The 17,640-nt window shown below is 68.8% G+C and carries 15 protein-coding genes; 10 read left to right on the top strand and 5 right to left on the bottom strand.

All coding sequences use genetic code 11. The annotated features are described in order from the left end of the window. The first annotated feature begins 157 nt into the window (after positions 1 to 157). The 3 genes from BAU06_RS21600 to BAU06_RS21615 all read left to right on the top strand — a co-directional run bounded on the left by BAU06_RS21600 (position 158) and on the right by BAU06_RS21615 (position 2,968). Positions 158 to 529 (top strand): GFA family protein, encoded by a 372-nt coding sequence (locus BAU06_RS21600; protein ID WP_066355330.1) that lies wholly within the window; start codon positions 158 to 160, stop codon positions 527 to 529. A 359-nt stretch (positions 530 to 888) separates the two neighbouring features. Further along, complete coding sequence (locus BAU06_RS21610; RefSeq protein ID WP_066355349.1) at positions 889 to 1,629, top strand: response regulator; 741 nt, start codon at positions 889 to 891, stop codon at positions 1,627 to 1,629. Between the two features lie 13 nt (positions 1,630 to 1,642). Next, on the top strand, positions 1,643 to 2,968 hold the full coding sequence (locus tag BAU06_RS21615; protein WP_066355356.1) for a sensor histidine kinase: 1,326 nt from the start codon (positions 1,643 to 1,645) through the stop codon (positions 2,966 to 2,968). A gap of 25 nt (positions 2,969 to 2,993) precedes the next feature. Here the strand turns inward: BAU06_RS21615 and BAU06_RS21620 are convergent, their stop codons facing one another. From BAU06_RS21620 to BAU06_RS21640, 5 genes are read right to left on the bottom strand one after another with little or no spacing between them, the layout of a single operon-like run. After that, a complete protein-coding gene (locus BAU06_RS21620; protein WP_066355360.1) occupies positions 2,994 to 3,377 on the bottom strand; it encodes a DUF4150 domain-containing protein in 384 nt (127 codons plus the stop codon). 14 nt (positions 3,378 to 3,391) lie between these two features. Continuing rightward, positions 3,392 to 4,444, bottom strand: a complete 1,053-nt coding sequence (locus tag BAU06_RS21625; RefSeq protein ID WP_066355366.1) for a pentapeptide repeat-containing protein — start codon at positions 4,442 to 4,444, stop codon at positions 3,392 to 3,394. After that, positions 4,441 to 7,083 carry a DUF2169 family type VI secretion system accessory protein gene (locus BAU06_RS21630; protein WP_066355372.1) on the bottom strand — a complete coding sequence of 881 codons (2,643 nt, stop codon included), beginning with the start codon at positions 7,081 to 7,083 and terminating at the stop codon, positions 4,441 to 4,443. The genes BAU06_RS21625 and BAU06_RS21630 overlap by 4 nt, the downstream gene beginning before the upstream one ends. A gap of 4 nt (positions 7,084 to 7,087) precedes the next feature. Next, positions 7,088 to 7,489, bottom strand: a complete 402-nt coding sequence (locus tag BAU06_RS26335; RefSeq protein ID WP_082988394.1) for a hypothetical protein — start codon at positions 7,487 to 7,489, stop codon at positions 7,088 to 7,090. Further along, the gene (locus BAU06_RS21640) at positions 7,486 to 9,873 is read right to left on the bottom strand and encodes a type VI secretion system Vgr family protein (RefSeq protein WP_066355378.1); all 2,388 of its coding nucleotides are present in this window, start codon (positions 9,871 to 9,873) and stop codon (positions 7,486 to 7,488) included. The genes BAU06_RS26335 and BAU06_RS21640 overlap by 4 nt, the downstream gene beginning before the upstream one ends. Positions 9,874 to 10,378: 505 nt before the next feature. Here BAU06_RS21640 and tssA point away from each other — a divergent pair. The 7 genes from tssA to tssF all read left to right on the top strand — a co-directional run bounded on the left by tssA (position 10,379) and on the right by tssF (position 17,631). Beyond that, the gene (gene tssA, locus BAU06_RS21645; protein ID WP_231933927.1) at positions 10,379 to 11,491 is read left to right on the top strand and encodes a type VI secretion system protein TssA; all 1,113 of its coding nucleotides are present in this window, start codon (positions 10,379 to 10,381) and stop codon (positions 11,489 to 11,491) included. Between the two features lie 32 nt (positions 11,492 to 11,523). Beyond that, positions 11,524 to 12,093: a type VI secretion system contractile sheath small subunit gene (gene tssB, locus BAU06_RS21650; protein ID WP_066355380.1), complete on the top strand. Its 570-nt coding sequence runs from the start codon at positions 11,524 to 11,526 to the stop codon at positions 12,091 to 12,093. 17 nt (positions 12,094 to 12,110) lie between these two features. Continuing rightward, a complete protein-coding gene (gene tssC, locus BAU06_RS21655) occupies positions 12,111 to 13,613 on the top strand; it encodes a type VI secretion system contractile sheath large subunit (protein ID WP_066355382.1) in 1,503 nt (500 codons plus the stop codon). Positions 13,614 to 13,779: 166 nt separating this feature from the next. Then, on the top strand, positions 13,780 to 14,268 hold the full coding sequence (locus tag BAU06_RS21660) for an Hcp family type VI secretion system effector (RefSeq protein ID WP_066355384.1): 489 nt from the start codon (positions 13,780 to 13,782) through the stop codon (positions 14,266 to 14,268). 5 nt (positions 14,269 to 14,273) lie between these two features. After that, on the top strand, positions 14,274 to 15,104 hold the full coding sequence (locus BAU06_RS21665) for a type VI secretion system accessory protein TagJ (RefSeq protein WP_066355386.1): 831 nt from the start codon (positions 14,274 to 14,276) through the stop codon (positions 15,102 to 15,104). Next, positions 15,104 to 15,724, top strand: a complete 621-nt coding sequence (gene tssE / locus BAU06_RS21670) for a type VI secretion system baseplate subunit TssE (RefSeq protein WP_082993776.1) — start codon at positions 15,104 to 15,106, stop codon at positions 15,722 to 15,724. The genes BAU06_RS21665 and tssE overlap by 1 nt, the downstream gene beginning before the upstream one ends. Further along, positions 15,724 to 17,631: a type VI secretion system baseplate subunit TssF gene (gene tssF / locus BAU06_RS21675; protein ID WP_066355395.1), complete on the top strand. Its 1,908-nt coding sequence runs from the start codon at positions 15,724 to 15,726 to the stop codon at positions 17,629 to 17,631. The genes tssE and tssF overlap by 1 nt, the downstream gene beginning before the upstream one ends. Positions 17,632 to 17,640: the final 9 nt, after the last annotated feature.

The following is a 17,640-nucleotide window of genomic DNA, read 5'->3' on the forward strand; positions in this document are numbered from 1 at the left end:
CGCCGGGGCGTATACAGTACGACACAACCGCCCTGCCTGCCGGCGGTATAAAGCGGGCATCGAAACGGCCTGCCCGGGCCGGACGGGATACGCGCGGCCGCGCCGTCCCGGCCCGCATTCCACGGCCGCCCGGGCCCCGATGCCAAGGAGAAAACGCATGACCGCTCCCCGCCACGCCGGCTCCTGCCACTGCGGCGCCGTCAGATTCGAAGTCACCACGCCGCTGCTGCCGGCCACGCGCTGCGATTGCAGCCTGTGCCGCCGCAAGGGCGCCCTGATGTCCCCGGCCCTGCCCCGCGCGGACCTGCGCATCCTGGCCGGGGAGGACGCGCTGACCCTGTACCAGTTCAATACCCGCGTCGCGCGCCATTATTTCTGCAAGCATTGCGGCATCTATCCCTTCCACCAGACGCGCACGGACCCGTCCCGGTGGCGGGTCAACCTGGGCTGCCTGGAAGGCGTGGATGTCTACGGCCTGCCCTTCGACGTGGCGCACGGGGCCGCCTTGTCCGTGGAGGGACAATCATGAAGCGCTGGCTGGCGGCGTTACTGTTCACGGTGGGCGGGCTGGGTGCCGAAGCCGTCCAGGGCGGGCCCTGCACGCTGATCGCCAGTACCGCTCGCGGAACCGGCAGGTATCCGGATGGCGGGGATGGACCGGATGACGGCGATGACGGCGATGGCAGGGATGGCCCGGACAGATGGAATGCCCGCGATCCGCGGGATCCAGCCGGCGCCTGGCCGTGCCGGCATGCCCGCTACGGCTGCCGGGACGCCCTGGACCGCCGATCGCGGCACGATTTTTAAATACACTGCTCGCGGGCCGCGGCGTGACATCCCCCGCGCCGTGCGCCGACCGCCCAGACACCAACGAAGAAAGGCACCCCGATGGACCATGTCGATCACGTCCTGATCGTCGACGACGATCGAGAAATCCGCGAGCTGGCCGGCAACTTCCTGAAGAAGAACGGCCTGAACGTCAGCTTCGCCGCCGACGGCCGCCAGATGCGCACGCTGCTGGAAAGCACCGCCGTCGACCTGATCGTGCTGGATATCATGATGCCGGGCGATGACGGCCTGGTGCTGTGCCGCGAGCTGCGCAGCGGCAAGCACAAGCGCATCCCCGTCGTGCTGCTGACGGCCCGCAGCGACGACATGGACCGCGTCATCGGCCTGGAGATGGGCGCCGACGACTATCTGGTCAAGCCCTTCGTGGCGCGCGAACTGCTGGCGCGCATCAAGGCCGTGCTGCGGCGCACCCGCATGCTGCCGCCCAATTTCCAGGTGACCGAATCGGGCCGGCAGATCCGCTTCGGCGACTGGCGCCTGGACACCACCGCGCGCCACCTGCTGGATGCCAGCGGCACTGTGGTATCGCTGAGCGGCGCGGAATACCGCATGCTGCGCGTCTTCCTGGATCACCCGCAGCGCGTGCTGACGCGCGACCAGCTGCTGAACCTGACCCAGGGCCGCGACGCCGACGTCTTCGGACGCTCCATCGACCTGCTGGTCAGCCGCCTGCGCCAGCGCCTGCGCGAGGATGCGCGCGAACCCATGTACATCAAGACGGTGCGCAGCGAAGGCTATGTATTCGCCTCCGCCGTCGAGATCACCGAAGACGAGGCCTGAGAGGAATCCCGCGATGTCCGCCCTCGCCGCCGTCCGGCGCATCTCGCTATGGCCGCGCACCTTGCTCATGCGCCTGTTCGTCCTTTTCCTGATCGGCCTGGTCGTGGCCCAGGCCCTGTCGCTGGCGCTGCTGTTCTACGAGCGCTACGAGGCCGGCAAATCCATGATGCTCGGCAACCTGGAAAGCGACGTCTCCATCGCCACGGATATCCTGGACCGCCTGCCGCCGGACGAGCGCCCGGCCTGGCTGCCGCGCCTGAGCAGCGGCAACCGCAAGTATCTTCTGGAGCCGTCCACGGCCGACCAGCCCGTGACGACGTCGGCGGGCCGCTCCGCCGCCGAGGCCATCCACAAGGCGCTGCGCCACCGCGAGGTACAGGTGCGCCAGATGGCCAGCGACGCCAAGCATATCCAGGCCATGATCCGGCTGAGCGACGGCAGCCCGATGACGCTGGACATCCACCTGCTGCTGATGCCGCTGGCGATGTGGCTGCCGGTGGTACTGGTGCTGCAGCTGATGCTGATGACGGGCTGCGCCTGGTACGCGGTGCGGCTGTCCGTGCGGCCGCTGACCCAGCTGGCGCGCGCGGCCGATGCGCTAGATCCCAACAAGACCGGGCCGCGCCTGGACGAGGACGGCCCCATGGAAGTCGCGCATGCCGCCACCGCGTTCAATGCCATGCAGGACCGCATCGCCGCCCACCTGGCCGAACGCATGCGCATCCTGGGCGCCATATCGCACGACCTGCAAACGCCCATCACGCGCATGAAGCTGCGGTCCGAACTGATGGACGACACGCCGGACAAGAGCAAGCTGGCGCAGGACCTGGACGAAGTCGAGCGCCTGGTGCGCGAGGGCCTGGCCTACGCGCGCACCGCGCACGGCGCCCTGGAGAAATCCGCGCGGCTGGATATCTGCGCCTTCCTGGACAGCCTGGTGTGCGACTACCAGGACACGGGCAAGGACGTCAGCCTGTCCGGCGCCTGCGCCGCGCCGCTGGTGACCCGTCCGCACGCCTTGCGGCGCCTGCTGGGCAACCTGATCGACAACGCCCTGAAGTACGGCGGCGGCACGGCCCAGGTCCAGGTCGAGGCCCACGACGGCGGCGTGACGGTATCCGTGCTGGATCGCGGCCCCGGCATCCCGCCCGACAAGCTGGAGGACGTCATGCAGCCCTTCTATCGCCTGGAGGGCTCGCGCAACCGCGACACGGGCGGGACGGGACTGGGCCTGGCCATCGCCAGCCAGCTGGCATCGGTCACCGGCGGCACCTTGACGCTGCGCAACCGGGAAGGCGGCGGCTTGTGCGCGGAGCTGCGGCTGGACGGACTGGAGTAAGCGCGGCCGGCGCCGCGCCATCCTGTCAGGGGGCCAGCACCAGCACCTTGGGCTGCGGGGAAAACACCTGCATGCCCACGGTATTGATCGTGTTCTGTACCGTCAGGCTGGTCATGCGCACGATGGGCGTGCCCATCACCAGCACGGTAAAGGCCCCCGTCACGTAGCGCGAACTGCCCATGAAGGTCTGGGAGATCACGCCGCCGCCCACGCCCGCGGTATCGCCCAGCGTGATCGGCACCGGCGTGGCCATGTTGTGCACCGGCGCGGCCAGCAGCAGCACGTTCCACGCCACGGGTATGCCCATGCTGGACGTCGCCACGTCCACGTGCGGGAAAGGCGGAATCGGCGTCTTGCAGACGTCCGGGAAGCCGAGCGCGACCCCCGGCAGTTGGCACACGGCCAGCATGGCTCTCTCCTCGTTCAGGTCCTGCCCGCCGACCAGAGCTCGGCCTCCAGCATGGCGGGGTCGTTTTCGATGATGCCGGCGCGGTGCGACAGGCGCGCGCCCACCTGGATGGCCCGGTGGAATCGCGTGCGCGTGAAGCGGGCCTCGCGCAGGTCCGCGTCGGTCAGGTCCGCCGTGGAAAAATCCGCGTCCACCAGGCTGGCGTCGCGCAGATCGGCGCGCGCGCACCGCGCGCGGTGGAACACGCCCAGGTCCAGGCGCGCGCCGCGCAGATCGGCGTCGTCCAGGTTGGCCTCGGCCCAGATGGCGCCTTCGAACTGCGCGCCCGCCAGCCGGGCGTGCGCCAGGTCGGCCTGCGGAAACAGGCATTGCGGGCCCATCGCGCCGACGAAGCGCGCCTGCCGCAGCAAGGTCCCCTTGAAGTTGGACTGCCGCAACTGCGCCCTGCTGAAGTCCACCCCGTCCAGCTTGCTGTCGGTGAACTGGCATAGCGTGAAGCGCAGGCCGGCAAAGCCATGGCCGCTCAGGTCGCATTCGACGAACATGGCGCTTTCGCCGCCGATCCCCTCCAGCCGGGTCTCGCGCAGGTCCAGCTGGTAGAAGGTCACGAAGGACAGCACCGCGCCGCTGAAATCCGCGCCCCGCAGGTCGGTCTTGGAGAACATCGCGCGGTCCAGGCGGGGGATGCGCAGGTCGGCGTCGCTCAGGCAGGTGGCGTGGAAGCTGGCGCGATCCAGCATGGCGTCGGCCAGGCCCGCGCCGGTCAGGTCGCATTCGCTGACCATCAGCTGCCGGGCCGCCGCGCCGCGCAGATCGGCCTGCCGCAGCGAGCTCAGTACGAACCGGGACTCTTCCAGTCCGGCACCGGCCAGGTCGGCGCCGTCGAAGCGGCAATGCGTGAACTGGCTGTCGTCCAGCCGGCACCCGGCCAGACGCGCGCCGCTGAAATCGACCTCGTCGAAAAAACCGCCGGCCAGGTCCAGGCCGGCCAGGTCCGCGCCGCGCAGGTCGGCGTTTTCCACGACTTCGCCATGGCGGATCTTGTCCTGCAGGGTCTCGATATTCATGCGGCACGCTCCGCGCGGCGCAAGGGATGGCGCTTGGCGCCCGCCGTATAGGCGCCCCGCATGCGCGTGGAGGCGTCCATCAGCGCCTGCGAGACATCGGCGCGGAACAGGTTGGCGGCCTCCAGGTCGGCATCGCGCAGCGTCGCCTTGGACAGGATCGCTTCGATCAGGTTGGCGCCGCGCAGCACGGCCGCGTCCAGCCGGGCGCGCACGAACAGGCTGCGCGGGGCGCGGATGCGCGACAGGTCGGCGCCTTGCAGGCGGCATTCCGACAGGTCGCAGGCCTCCAGCGTCGCGCCGGACAGGTCGGCGCCCGCCAGCATCGCCCCGCGCAGGCTGCTATTGTGCAGCGTGGCATCGCGGAAACTGGCGGCCGACAGGTCAGGTTCGCCGGCGAAGGCGCTGGCCTGCACGTCGGCGCCGGCAAAGGTCGTGGCGCCGGAAAACCGGCATCGCGTAAAGCCCGCCCGTTCCAGCCGGGCGGCGGTGAAATCGCAATCCTGCAAGGCACTCTCCAAGAAGGCGCACAGCGCCAGCGACGCCTGGGCGAAGCGGCACTGTTCCAGAATGACGTTCATGCCGGTCCATTGCGACAGCCGCGCCTGGGCCAGGTCGCAGCCGCGCAGCAAGGTCTTGAACCAGCGCCCGCCCTCGGCACGCGCGCCGCGCAGGACGCAGTCGTCCAGCACCGCTTCGTCCAGCCGTGCCTGGCTGAAGTCCGCGTCCCGGAAATCCACTTCCCACGCGCGCAGGCCGCCCAGGTTCGCGTTGCGGAACACCGCCGCGCGCGCGGACGTGCGCCGCAGGCAGGCCGCCGCCAGCACGGTGTCGGTGAAATCGCAGCCGTCCAGGCAGGCATCGGTCAGGTCGGCCCCGGCCAGGTCCGCGCCGCGGAAATCCATGCCGCGCAGGTCCATGCCGGACAGGTCCGCGCCCGCCAGCGGCAGGCCGCGGGCGGGCTGGCCGGCCGCTGCGCGCGCTTGCAGGCGCGCGCGGGTGCGCCGCGCGCGATGCGGCGGCATGGGCGGCGGGGGCGCGAACTGCTGGGCGGCGTTCAGATAGGCGGTGTGCGCCGCGGCGTGCGCGCCGCCCGTGCCATCGCCGGCGCCGCCGCGCATCCACGGCTGGCGGCGCGCTTCGCGCAGATGCCGGCGCAGGGCGGCGAAATCGAAAGCCGGCGCCGGGTGGTTCGTGTCCACGCCGCGCAGCCCGTCCAGGTCCATGCCGATGCCGGCCGCCAGGCCGGCGAGTTCCGCATCGGCATGCAGCGCGGCCGCCGCGCCCTCGCCGCGCCGGGCCTCCTCCAGTTCGCGCTCCATGCGCAGGATATGCGCCGGCAGTTCGGCCAACGCGGGCGCCGGCGCCTCCACCTCCAGGGGCGCCAGGTAGCGCGCCGGATCCAGGCCTTGCGCCAGCAGCTCGGCCCGCGCCCGGGCATGGCGGCGCTCGGCCCCGGCGCGCAGATTGCGGCGCGAGGGCCTCTGCCGCTCGTCGCGCGACCGGGTGTCCAGCCAGGGCCCGCACAGCGCACCCGGCACCAGTTCGTCGTCCAGCAGCGCGTACAGGGCGCCGTGCCGCGGGTCCAGCCGACGCTGGAGGACATCCTGGTAATACGCCAGGTCGCGCGGCGTACGGCCGTCGCGCGAACCGCCGTCCCATGGCTCGCCGCCCCCCAAATCCGCGCCCTCCAGCGCGGGCATGATGAAGCGCACGTCGGCCGCGTCATCCTCCCCCACCGGCATGCCGCCATGCCACACCAGCACCACGCGGTCGCGGTGCGGAAAGAACCAGGCCGTGGAAAGGCTCAGCGCGATCTCGCGCAATTGGCTGCCGTCCGCCTGCATGCTGGCGAAACAGCGCGCGCGCCAGTCCGGCAGGCGGCCGCGCAGCACCGCATGCTCGGGGTGCATATTCCATATCTCGTAGGCGGCGCCGGCCAGCGTGGCGCCGGGATCCGCCGCGCGCTGGTCCCGCGGCGCGGCCTGGAAATAGCGCGCGTCCATATCCGGCGCGAAGCCGGGAAAGTCGTTCTCCAGCCAGTCCTGGTCGTAGCGGCTGCCCAGGTGGCGCGCCCGTTGCGGCCAATCCATGCCCAGGGCACCATAGCCCGCCGGCAGTGGGCGTTGCGAAGGATGCGACAGGCGCGCGTCCGGCGATTCGATATTGGGCAGCCTGTGCACGCGCACGCCGTCCACCGTTTCCTCGGCGGCGCCCATGCCCAGCGGATTTTCCGCGACGCCCGGGCCGCCATACGCGCGCGTCCAGTCCACGCGCATGGCGTCGAAGGGCCGCGGTTCGCCGGGACGGCCGTCGACCCAGCAGCGATCGCCGAACACCAGCAATGGCTTGTCGGCGATGCCGTCCACCTTCAGCCGCACGGCGCAGGCGCGCTTGTCCTGCTGGTGCCGCGTATAGGCATAGCCCGTCGCCAGCACTTCCGGCACGGGCTTGGGCATGCCGGTGTCCAGCACGCCGCCGGCCTCCTCGCCGGCCAGCGTCCACAGGTCCTGTTCCGGCAGCAGGGCCGGCGTGTCGCCCAGGCGGGCCAGCGCCAGCACCGCGACGCCCAGCGTATCCTGGCGCCGCCAGCGATAGGGCCGCGCCAGCAGGCCCAGGCGGAATGGCTTGACGGTCTTCACGGCGCTATTCCGTGCGCTGGTCCAGCGCGACCTCGCGCGTGCCGGGCTCCACGCGCACCCGCACCACCCGCCCCTCGGCGAAATCGGCGAGCCGCACGGGCGATACCGGCACGCGCAGCGTGGCCTCGAAAGGCTCGACGCCGTCCTGGGCTTCCACGCCGAGCGTGATGTCGATGACGAAGAACCGCATGGCGCCCAGGCGCGTGCCCGTATCCACGGTGCGGACGACCACCGCCGTGGCGGGCCGGCCCGTCTGGCGCACCTGGTCCTGGCGCGCCACGACGGCGGCCTCCTGCGCCCGGCGGCGCATTTCGCCGCGCAGCATGACGGCGACCTGCACGACCGACAGCAGCAGCACGACGATGACGCCCCAGGCCCATCCCGGCAGGCCGGCGGACGGCGTCACAATATGCTCCACAGGCCGACCATGGATTGCTTCAGCCCCACCGACTGTGCCTTCACGGCGTCGAAGGCATAGCTGGTGCCGGAAGTGCGATAGGAGGCCAGCGCGCCGATATTGCTGATGGCGGAGTAATTGGTGAACGACACATTCACCATGATCGTGGTGCGGTACAGCGCAATGCGGCCCACGCCGATCTCCGCCTTGAACCCGGCCAGCGACAGGCCGTAGGGCGTGACGGTGTACCACTGGCCATCGGCCATGTTCTTCACCTTGGGCGCATTGAGCACGATGGCGGTGGGCGTCTTCAAGGTAATGTCGGCGTCGCCCTCCACGTTTACCGTGGACCCGCTGGACTTCAGCAGCATCGCGGCCTTGGACTTCACGTCCAGGGCATCGCCGGTCGACTCCAGCAGCACTTTCCGGGGCGCGGTGGCCTCCAGCCCGGCGCTGCCGGACTTGACCACCACCTGGCCCTTGGCCTGCTCGGTCAGCGTCCCCGCCTGCACGTCGTGCAGGGAATCGCCCTCGGTCACGGTGATCTTTTCGCCGGTCTTCAGGGTCTCGTCGAAGGCGCCCGCGATCTCGCGGGTTTCGCCGCCGGCCGCCACCGTCGTCTTCAGGCCGTTGTCGAATTTTTCGTCCATCAAGCCGTCCTGCACATGCACGGTTCGCGAGGCCTTGACGGTGTAGTCCTCGTGGCCGGTGACGTGCACGGTACGGGATTGCCCCACGGAAAGCTTGTCGGATCCCGTGACGTCGATATCGCGATTGCACAGGACGCGCTTGATGTCGTTGCCGCCGATCACGGTATTGCGCTGGCCGTCCGTGTTGTGGAATTCGTCGCACTCGACTTCGGTGTGCAGGTTGCGCTCCGCATGCAGCCAGATGCGCTCGGCGCCCGCGCGGTCCTCGAACATGAAGGCATTCGCGGTGGCCGGCGTGCCGTTCTTCGAGCGGCTCAGGAAACCGCTTTGCGTCGCGTTGTCCGGCAGGTTCCAGGGCGGCATATTGCTGGCGTTGTACACGCGGCCGATCACGATGGGCCGGTCGGGATGCCCGCCGATGAAATCCACCACCACTTCGTCATTGACGCGCGGCAGCTGTATGCCGCCGAAGCCGCCGCCCGCCCAGGGGCTGGACACACGCACCCAGCAGGAGCTGTTCTCGTCCTTCTTGCCATAGCGGTCCCAATGGAACTGCACCTTCACGCGGCCCATGTTGTCCGTCCAGATTTCCTCGCCTTGCTTGCCGACCACCGTGGCGGTCTGCGGGCCATGGGTATGCGGGACGGGCGTGACGCGCGGCGCGCGGAACTGCACGGAAGCGGGCAGGACGACGAAGTCGATATCGAAGGTGGCGGGTTCGCCGGAGCCCGTCGCATAGCCGCCCTCGCGCAAGCGGTAGTAGGCGCCCACCACCAGGTACTCGCGGTTCTCCGCCTGGCGCGGATGATTGCGCAGGGTGAACAGGCGCCCCGGCGCCAGGCCGCGCGCGTTGCAGGACCCGCGGCCTTGCTCGCGCTGGCACTGCAGCGACTCCAGGCGCACGCGCGTGTAGTGTTCGGCGTCCTCCGGGTTGGTGTAGCCGCCCTGCCATTCGTACATTTCCAGGTCGCCGTTGTCGTGCGGGCCGGGATTGTTGCGCCGGGCCTCCAGGCTGGCGGCGGGCGTCAGGGGATGGTAATCCGTGGTGGCGAAGGCCCCGGGCGTGATCTGCTCGGCCACTTCCCATTCGTGGATGTAGTCCTCGCGCGGCACCGCGTTGCGGTCGGGGCCGTAGTACGGGATGTGCTCGTAGCCGGCCACGGCCTCGTGCTGCGTGATGTCGTCCGTCAGCACCAGGATGTGCTTGTCCTTTTCGTGGCGGAACCAGTAATAGATGCCCTCGTGTTCCATCAGGCGGCTGACGAAGGCGAAATCGGTTTCCTGGTACTGCACGCAATATTCCCAGGTGCGGTAGCGGTCGGCCAGCTTGTAGTCGACCGGATAGCGGTAATCCTTCAGGACCTCGCGTATCACGTCCGGCACGCTCTTGTTCTGGAAGATCTTACTGTCGGAGGTCTGCGTCAGGTACCACAGCCAGGGGCGCAGCGTCGCGCGGTAGACGTAATGCCGGCCGCCGTCCGTGTCGCGGCCCACCAGCACGCAGCGCGTTATCTCGCCGCCCAGGTAGCGCGGCGTGCCGCTGGCGGTCAGGATCTCCAGCGTCATGGGCTTGCCCAGCAACGCCTTCATATCCAGGGTGTACGACTCCGCCAGCAGGTCCACCTCGAACTCGAACAGCTGCGACAGGGTCTCCGCGCCGTGCATGGCACGAAACCGCAACTGGTCGGGCGGCAGCGGCGTGTGTGCCTGGATGATGCGATCGCTGTCCACCATGCGGTCCATCTCTTCTCCTGGAGAGACAACGCCCGCCGCGCTCCTGTGCTCGATGTTCTCGGAGCGCCGCGCGAGCGCCGTGGGTGTCGGTGATTCGACGCACCATCGCTGCCGATGCGCGAGACGGGCGATTCTAAACAGCTTGCAAGACCAGGAGAAGCCGCTTCACAAGCGTTTGTCGTTTTTACGAAATCGAAATACCTGGACACCTTTACACGACACAAACGGTAGAACTCAAAATTCACGGTTGTTGCATGTCTTTGTCTGCTGCCAGGGACGAACCGCCCGGCTACGTAAGTTTCATTACAGGACGTCAATTTTCGAGCGAAAAAGATGTTCGGAATTTTTCATGCTTGTTAAGCAATCGTAAGAAGAAACAGCGCGTGTGAGTTGCAATAAACGGACTAAGCCGAGTGCATAGAATGCGCATTCCGTGAGCAGTGCACGGACCAGAACAGATCCAGACGGACACCCGGTTGTGTGTACCGGCAACGCCCCGCAAGGGCAACGCCCTATGACGATGACCATGGAATTCGCCGAAATACCGAGCACGCTGGAGGGGGCCGCCCCAGGCCGCGCCGCGCCCGGCCCGTGGCTGCCGTGCGGGGAGGACCTCGAATACGACGCCGACTTCCTGCGGCTGCAGCAGTCGGCCGCGGAGCGCAGCGAACAGCAATTCGGGACCACCATCATCCCGGCCCAGGCGCCCGATTGGCGCGAGGTCGAGAAGCAGGCCCTGGCCTTGCTCGAACGCACGCGCGACATACGCGTCATGAGCCATCTGACGCGGGCGTGGACGGAGACACGCGGGCTGCCCGGCTATGCCGATGGCCTGGCCCTGTGCGCCGAGGCGCTGGAGGACTATTGGGAGGCTGTGCACCCGCGGCTGGACAGCGTGGGCGAGGACGATCCGCTGCCGCGCGTGAACGCGCTGGCGTCGCTGGGCGACGTACAGGGCTGCGCGCGCAGCGTGCGCTCCGCCAGCCTGATCGACGGCGTGCACGGCAGGTTGAGCCTGCGCGAGGCCGAGTCCATCCTGGACGGCAGCCGCCCGCAGGCCGACGCCTATCCCGGCGGCCGCGCGCGCCTGGTCGAACATCTGCGCCAGGCCTGGGTCGCCGGCGATCCGCGCCTGTCGTCGCTGGCCGCGGCGGAACGCACGCTGCGCCGCATACAGGAAACCGTGGCGGCCAGGCTGGGCAGCGAATGGATGCCCGACTACACCGCCGTGCTGCGCGCGCTGGACATCGTCCTGCAGGATCTGCACGCGCCGGGCGACGGCGGCTCGTCCGCGCATGAGGCCGACCCGGCGGCGACGGCCGGCCACGGCGCGGACGCCGCCCTTCCCACGGGCGCACCGGCCGCCCCGCCGCGGCCGGCCGCGCCTTCCGTGCGCTGGCAGGACGCGCAGATCCATACGCGCGACGAGGCGATGGCCATGCTGACCAAGGTCTGCGCCTACTTCGAGGTGCACGAGCCTGGCCATCCCGCCCCCTATGTCATCCGCCGCGCGCAGCAGCTCATCCCCATGAGCTTCCACGACATCATGCGCAATCTGGCGCCGCAGGGCCTGGAGCAATTCGAGCTGCTGCTGCCCCGGGACGCCGACGGCCGGCCCGCGCCCTGATCCACCGTATCGAGAACAACCAGGAGAACCGCATGGCAACCACCCTGAAAGGCAGCGGGCAGAAATTCATCGCGAGGAATCGCGCGCCCCGCGTGCAGATCGAATACGACGTGGAGATCTACGGCGCCGAGCGCAAGGTGCAGCTGCCCTTCGTCATGGGAGTGCTGGCCGACCTGGCGGGCCGCTCGGACACGCCGCAGCCCGATATCGGCGAACGCAAGTTCCTGAATATCGACATCGACAATTTCGACGAACGGATGAAATCCATACGGCCGCGCGCCGCGTTCCAGGTCGCCAACACGCTGACGGGGGAGGGCAACCTGAACGTCGATATCACCTTCGAAAGCATCGACGATTTCTCGCCGGCCACGGTGGCGCGCAAGGTCGGCCCGCTGAATGAATTGCTGAATGCCCGTACCCAGCTGGCCAACCTGCTGACCTACATGGACGGCAAGACCGGCGCCGAAGAGCTGATCGGCAAGGTGCTGGAAGACCCGGCGCTGCTGAACGCGCTGGCCGCCGCGCCCAGGCCGGCCGATGCGACGCAGGACGGCGCCGCCGACGCGGACGGCGGCACGCGCGCGGTGCGCGACGCGAACTGACCACAATGGAGAACGCCATGACCGCAACGGCCCAACGTGCGCCGCAGCCCGCCAGCGAAACGCTGGAAGCGGACGACCTGTCCGCCCTGCTGAAAAAGGAGTTCAAGCCCAAGACGGAGCAGGCGCGCGAGGCAGTCGAGCATGCCGTGCGCACGCTGGCGCACCAGGCGCTGCAGAACAGCGGCATCGGCCTGTCGTCGGATGCCTACCGCACCATCCAGGCCATCATCGCGGAGATCGATCGCAAGATGTCCGAGCAGATCAACCTGGTCATGCACCACGCCGACTTCCAGCAGCTCGAAGGCGCCTGGCGCGGGCTGCACTACCTGGTATCCAACACCGAGACCGACGAGCTGCTGAAGATCCAGGTCATGTGCGTGTCCAAGCAGGAACTGGGCCGCACGCTCAAGCGCCACAAGGGCGTGGGCTGGGACCAGAGCCCCATCTTCAAGCGCGTGTACGAGGAAGAATACGGCCAGTTCGGCGGCGAACCCATAGGCTGCCTGGTGGGCGATTACTACTTCGACCACAGCCCGCCGGACGTCGAGCTGCTGGGCGAGATGGCGCGCATCTCGGCCGCGGCGCACTGCCCCTTCATCGCGGGCGCCTCGCCCAACGTCATGCAGATGGATACCTGGCAGGAACTGGCCAATCCGCGCGACCTGACCAAGATCTTCACCAACACCGAGTACGCCGCGTGGCGCAGCCTGCGCGAATCCGAGGACTCGCGCTACATCGGCCTGGCCATGCCGCGCTTCCTGGCGCGCCTGCCCTACGGTGCGCGCACCAATCCGGTGGACGAGTTCGATTTCGAGGAAGACACCGACGGCTCCAACCACGACCGTTATACCTGGGCCAATTCGGCCTATGCCATGGCGGCCAACATCAACCGCTCTTTCAAGCTGTACGGCTGGTGCACCTCCATACGCGGCGTGGAATCGGGCGGCGCGGTGGAGAACCTGCCCTGCCACACCTTTCCCACCGACGACGGCGGCGTGGACATGAAATGCCCGACGGAGATCGCCATCAGCGACCGCCGCGAAGCCGAACTGGCCAAGAACGGCTTCATGCCGCTGGTACACCGCAAGAACAGCGATTTCGCCGCCTTCATCGGCGCGCAGTCCCTGCAGAAGCCGCACGACTATTACGATGCCGACGCGGCGGCCAACGCCAAGCTGTCCGCAAGGCTGCCCTATCTGTTCGCCTGCTGCCGCTTCGCGCACTACCTGAAGTGCATCGTGCGCGACAAGATCGGCTCTTTCCGCGAGCGCAACGACATGGAGCGCTGGCTGAACGACTGGATCATGAATTACGTGGACGGCGACCCCGTGAACTCCTCGCAGGAAACCAAGGCCCGCAAGCCGCTGGCGGCCGCCGAGGTCCAGGTGCAGGAAGTCGAGGACAACCCCGGCTATTACGCCGCCAAGTTTTTCCTGCGGCCGCACTATCAGCTCGAAGGGCTGACGGTGTCGCTGCGCCTCGTGTCCAAGTTGCCCTCTCTCAAGCAGAACGAGGGCTGAAGGGCGGGCCGGCCCTTGGCCGGCGTGCGTCCCAAGGGCATTTTCATTGCCGATTCCGTCAGGATTTCCGCGACGGGGCCCGCCTGCGCCCGGGGGCCCCGCGGGAAGCTCGCGGCACGGCTTTTTCCGAGCAGGACTTTGAGCGATCTGAACCTAGGAGAAGCAAGTGGCTGTTGATATTTTCATGAAAATCGATGGCGCCAATGGCGAATCGAAGGATGCCAACCACAAGGACTGGACCGACGTACTGTCGTTTTCCTGGGGCGCGACCCAGCCCGGCAATATGTCCAGCGGCGGCGGCCTGGGCGCGGGCAAGGCCAGCTTCAACGACTTGCACGTGGTGGCGCGCATCGACAAGGCGGCGCCGGCGGTAATGAAGCACTGCGCCAGCGGCAAGCACCTGAACATGGTGCAGCTTTCCATGTGCAAGGCCGGCGGCACGCAGATCGAATATTCCAAGATCACCCTGGAAGACGTGCTGGTGTCGTCCGTGCAGATCTCGGGCGACGGCGGTTCCGAAGCGGGCGTCATCGCCAACTTCGCCTTTCAGGCCGCCAAGGTCAAGCAGCAGTACTGGGAGCAGACCGACCAGGGCGGCAAGGGCGCCGAGACCCTGGTGGCCTGGGACATCAAGCAGAACAAGGAAGTGGGCTGACACCCATGACCCTGACCGCCGCTCCCCTTCATGCCGGCAGCCTGGCCGCGCGCATCGAGTCCGTCGTCGCGGGGGTGCGCCGCCAGCCCGGCGACGCCGACCTGCGCGCGCAACTGTTCCAGCTGCTGGCCGTGCAGGGCGAATGGGAGCGCGCGGCCGAACAGATCAAGCTCTGCGCGGAGCTGAACCCCCAGGCCGCGCCCATGGCCCTGATGTACGACCGTGCCATCGCGGCCGAACGGCGGCGCGAAGCCGTCCTGGCCGGCCAGGCCGAGCCCGCCCTGCCCGGCCCGCGGCCGGACTGGCTGGACGCGCTGCTGCAAGCCCTGCGCCACGATCCCGCCGACGGCGCACGGGCCGCCGCGCTGCGCGCACGGGCGCTGGAAGATGCCGACACCCAGGCCGGCACGCTGGAACTGGCCGGCGAAGGCGCGCCGCGGCCTTTCGACTGGATCTGCGACGGCGACAGCCGCCTGGGCCCGGTCTTCGAATTCATCCACGGCGAACACTACGCGTGGCTGCCCTTCCCGTATGTGCGCGGGATCCGGCTGCTGCCGCCGGAAGGCCTGAGCGATGTGCTCTGGGCGCGGGCCGAGATCGCGCTGGCCGATGGACGCGTGCTGCATGCGCTGGTCCCGGCCCGCTATCCGGCCCCCGCCGGCCGCCGCATGGGCGATCAGGACGAACGGCTGCGATTGGGGCGCCTGACGCAATGGGAACCGCTGCACGCGGGCCAGGGCGCGTATCCCGCGTATACCGGCGCCGGGCAGAAGATGTGGCTGACGGACCGGGGCGAGTACGCCTTGCTGGATATTCGCGGCCTGGAGCGCGCCTGATGGGACACAGCGATCCCCGCGCGCTGGCCTTGCGCGACCCCGGCCCGCGGGCCCCGGCCGCGCGCGGCGCCGCGCCCTTGGATGCCGCGCGGCCCCGCGTGGCGCCGCCGCTGGCCGAACGCGCCGCGCGCGACCGCCTGCAGCCCTCGCTGCTGGACCGCCTGATGGACGACGAACCGGGCAAGCGCGAGGAAGCGCGCGAGGCAACGATGCTGACGCACGCCCGGTTGCGCGAGGTCGTGCTGCGCGATCTGCGCTGGCTGCTGAACACCGTCAGCCTGGAAACCACCGACGATCTCGGGCCCTGGCGCCGCGTGGCGGGATCCGTGGTGAATTACGGCGTGCGCGCCCTGGCGGGCAAACGCATGTCGGACATCGACTGGATCGACGTGGAGGACTCCATCCGCCGCGCCATCGCCGCCTTCGAGCCGCGCATCCTGGATTCCTCGGTGGAGGTCCGCTGCGTGACCGACACCGGCACGCTGGAGCACCACAACGTCCTCAGCCTGGAAATCAAGGGCATGCTGTGGTGCGTGCCGCATCCGCTGGAATTCCTGTTCCGCACCGACATCGACCTGGAAAGCGGCCACATGGACCTGCGCGACCTGGGAGGCTATTGATGGACGCGCGCCTGCTGGACTACTACAACCGCGAACTGGTCTATATGCGCGAGATGGGCGCGGAGTTCGCCCAGCACTATCCCAAGGTGGCCGGCCGCCTGGGCATGCACGCCACCGAGGTGGCGGACCCCTATGTGGAGCGCCTGCTGGAAGGCTTCAGCTTCCTGACCGCGCGCATCCACATGAAGATGGATGCCGAGTTCCCGCGCTTCACGCAGCGCCTGCTGGAGGTCGTCTATCCCAACTACCTGGCGCCCACGCCGGCCATGGCCGTGGTGCGCTTCGAGCCCAGCATGAACGAGGGCACGCTGGCCCGGGGCTTCGACCTGCCGCGTGGCACCTTGCTGCGCGGCAAAGTGCCACGCGGCGAACAGACGCCGGCCGAATTCATGACCGGCCACGCGCTGAAGCTGTGGCCTTTGCGCGTGGTGGAGGCCGCCTTCGGTCCGCCGCCGCCCGACCTGCCGCTGGCCCGCCTGGGCCTGGCCGGCCGCGGCGCGCGCGTGCTGAGCGCGCTGCGTATCCGCATCGAAGTATGCGGCGGCCTGCGGCTGGAGGACCTGGACCTGGACCAGCTGGTGTTCTACCTGAACGGCCAGGACCTGCAGATGCAGCGCCTGCTGGAAGTGGCGATGGGCCATACGGTGGCGGTGCTGGGGCACGACAGCGCCAGACCCGTCGCCTGGATCAACCGCATGCCGGCCGGCGCGGTGCGCCACGAAGGCTTCGACGACGAGCAGGCGCTGCTGCCCGCCGATGCGCGGGTCTTCCAGGGCTATCGCCTGCTGCAGGAATACTTCGCCTTCCCGCGCCGCTACCTGTTCTTCAGTGTCAACGGCTTGAAACAGGGACTGCGCACCGGCGCGGCCGCATCGTCCGGCAAGCCGCGCGAGACGCGCGCCTTCGAGCTGACCTTGCTGTTTTCAACGGCGGCGCCCGAGCTGGAAGGCGCCATCGGCGCGGACAACCTGCCGCTGCACTGCGTGCCGGCGATCAATCTGTTTCCCAAGCGCGCCGACCGCATCGCCGTCACGGCCCGCACCTCGGAATACCACGTGGTGGTGGACCGCACGCGCCCGCTGGACTACGAGGTCTACGGCGTGACGCGCGTCACCGGCCATGCGGCGGCGGACCGCCCCGAACAGGAGTTCCGGCCGTTCTACGGCTCCGTGTTCAGCGATCCCGACGACTATGGCGCCTACTATTCGATGCGTCGCGAACCGCGGCTGGTCTCCGAGGCCGCGCGACGCAACGGCACGCGCACCGGCTATACCGGCAGCGAGGTCTACCTGTCCCTGGTCGACCGCCACGAAGCGCCTTTTTCCGGGCAGCTGCGGCACCTGACCCTGGACACGCTGTGCACCAACCGCGACCTGGCGGTGCTGCTGCCGCTGGGCACGCAGACCGACCTGACCCTGCGCGTTTCCGCGCCCGTCGCCGCCATCAAGGTGCTGCATGGGCCGACGCGCCCGCATCCGGCGCTGGCCGAGGACGCCGCCGCCTGGCACCTGATCAGCCATCTGGGCCTGAACTACCTGAGCCTGATGGACCTGAACGAAGAGGCCGGCGCGCAGACGCTGCGCGAGATGCTGACCCTGTACGGCAACCTGGCGGACCCGGCGGTGCGCAAGCACATCGCCGGCGTGCGCCATGTACGCGTCGAACCCATGCATCACCGCCTGCCGGCGCCGGGCCCCTTCCTGTACGGCCGCGGCGTGCGCATCGGCCTGGACGTGGACGAAGGCGCGTTCTCCGGCATCAGCCCCTATCTGTTCGGCGCGGTGCTGGAGAAATTCTTCGCCCGCCACGTATCGATCAACATGATGTCGGAACTGGTCCTGTCCACCCTGCAGCGCGGCGAGATTGCCAGATGGAAGCCGCGCATGGGCACCCGGCCCGCCGTATAGCCCACCCTG

Origin of the sequence: Bordetella bronchialis, from assembly GCF_001676705.1 — a bacterium.
GTDB lineage: Bacteria > Pseudomonadota > Gammaproteobacteria > Burkholderiales > Burkholderiaceae_B > Bordetella_C > Bordetella_C bronchialis.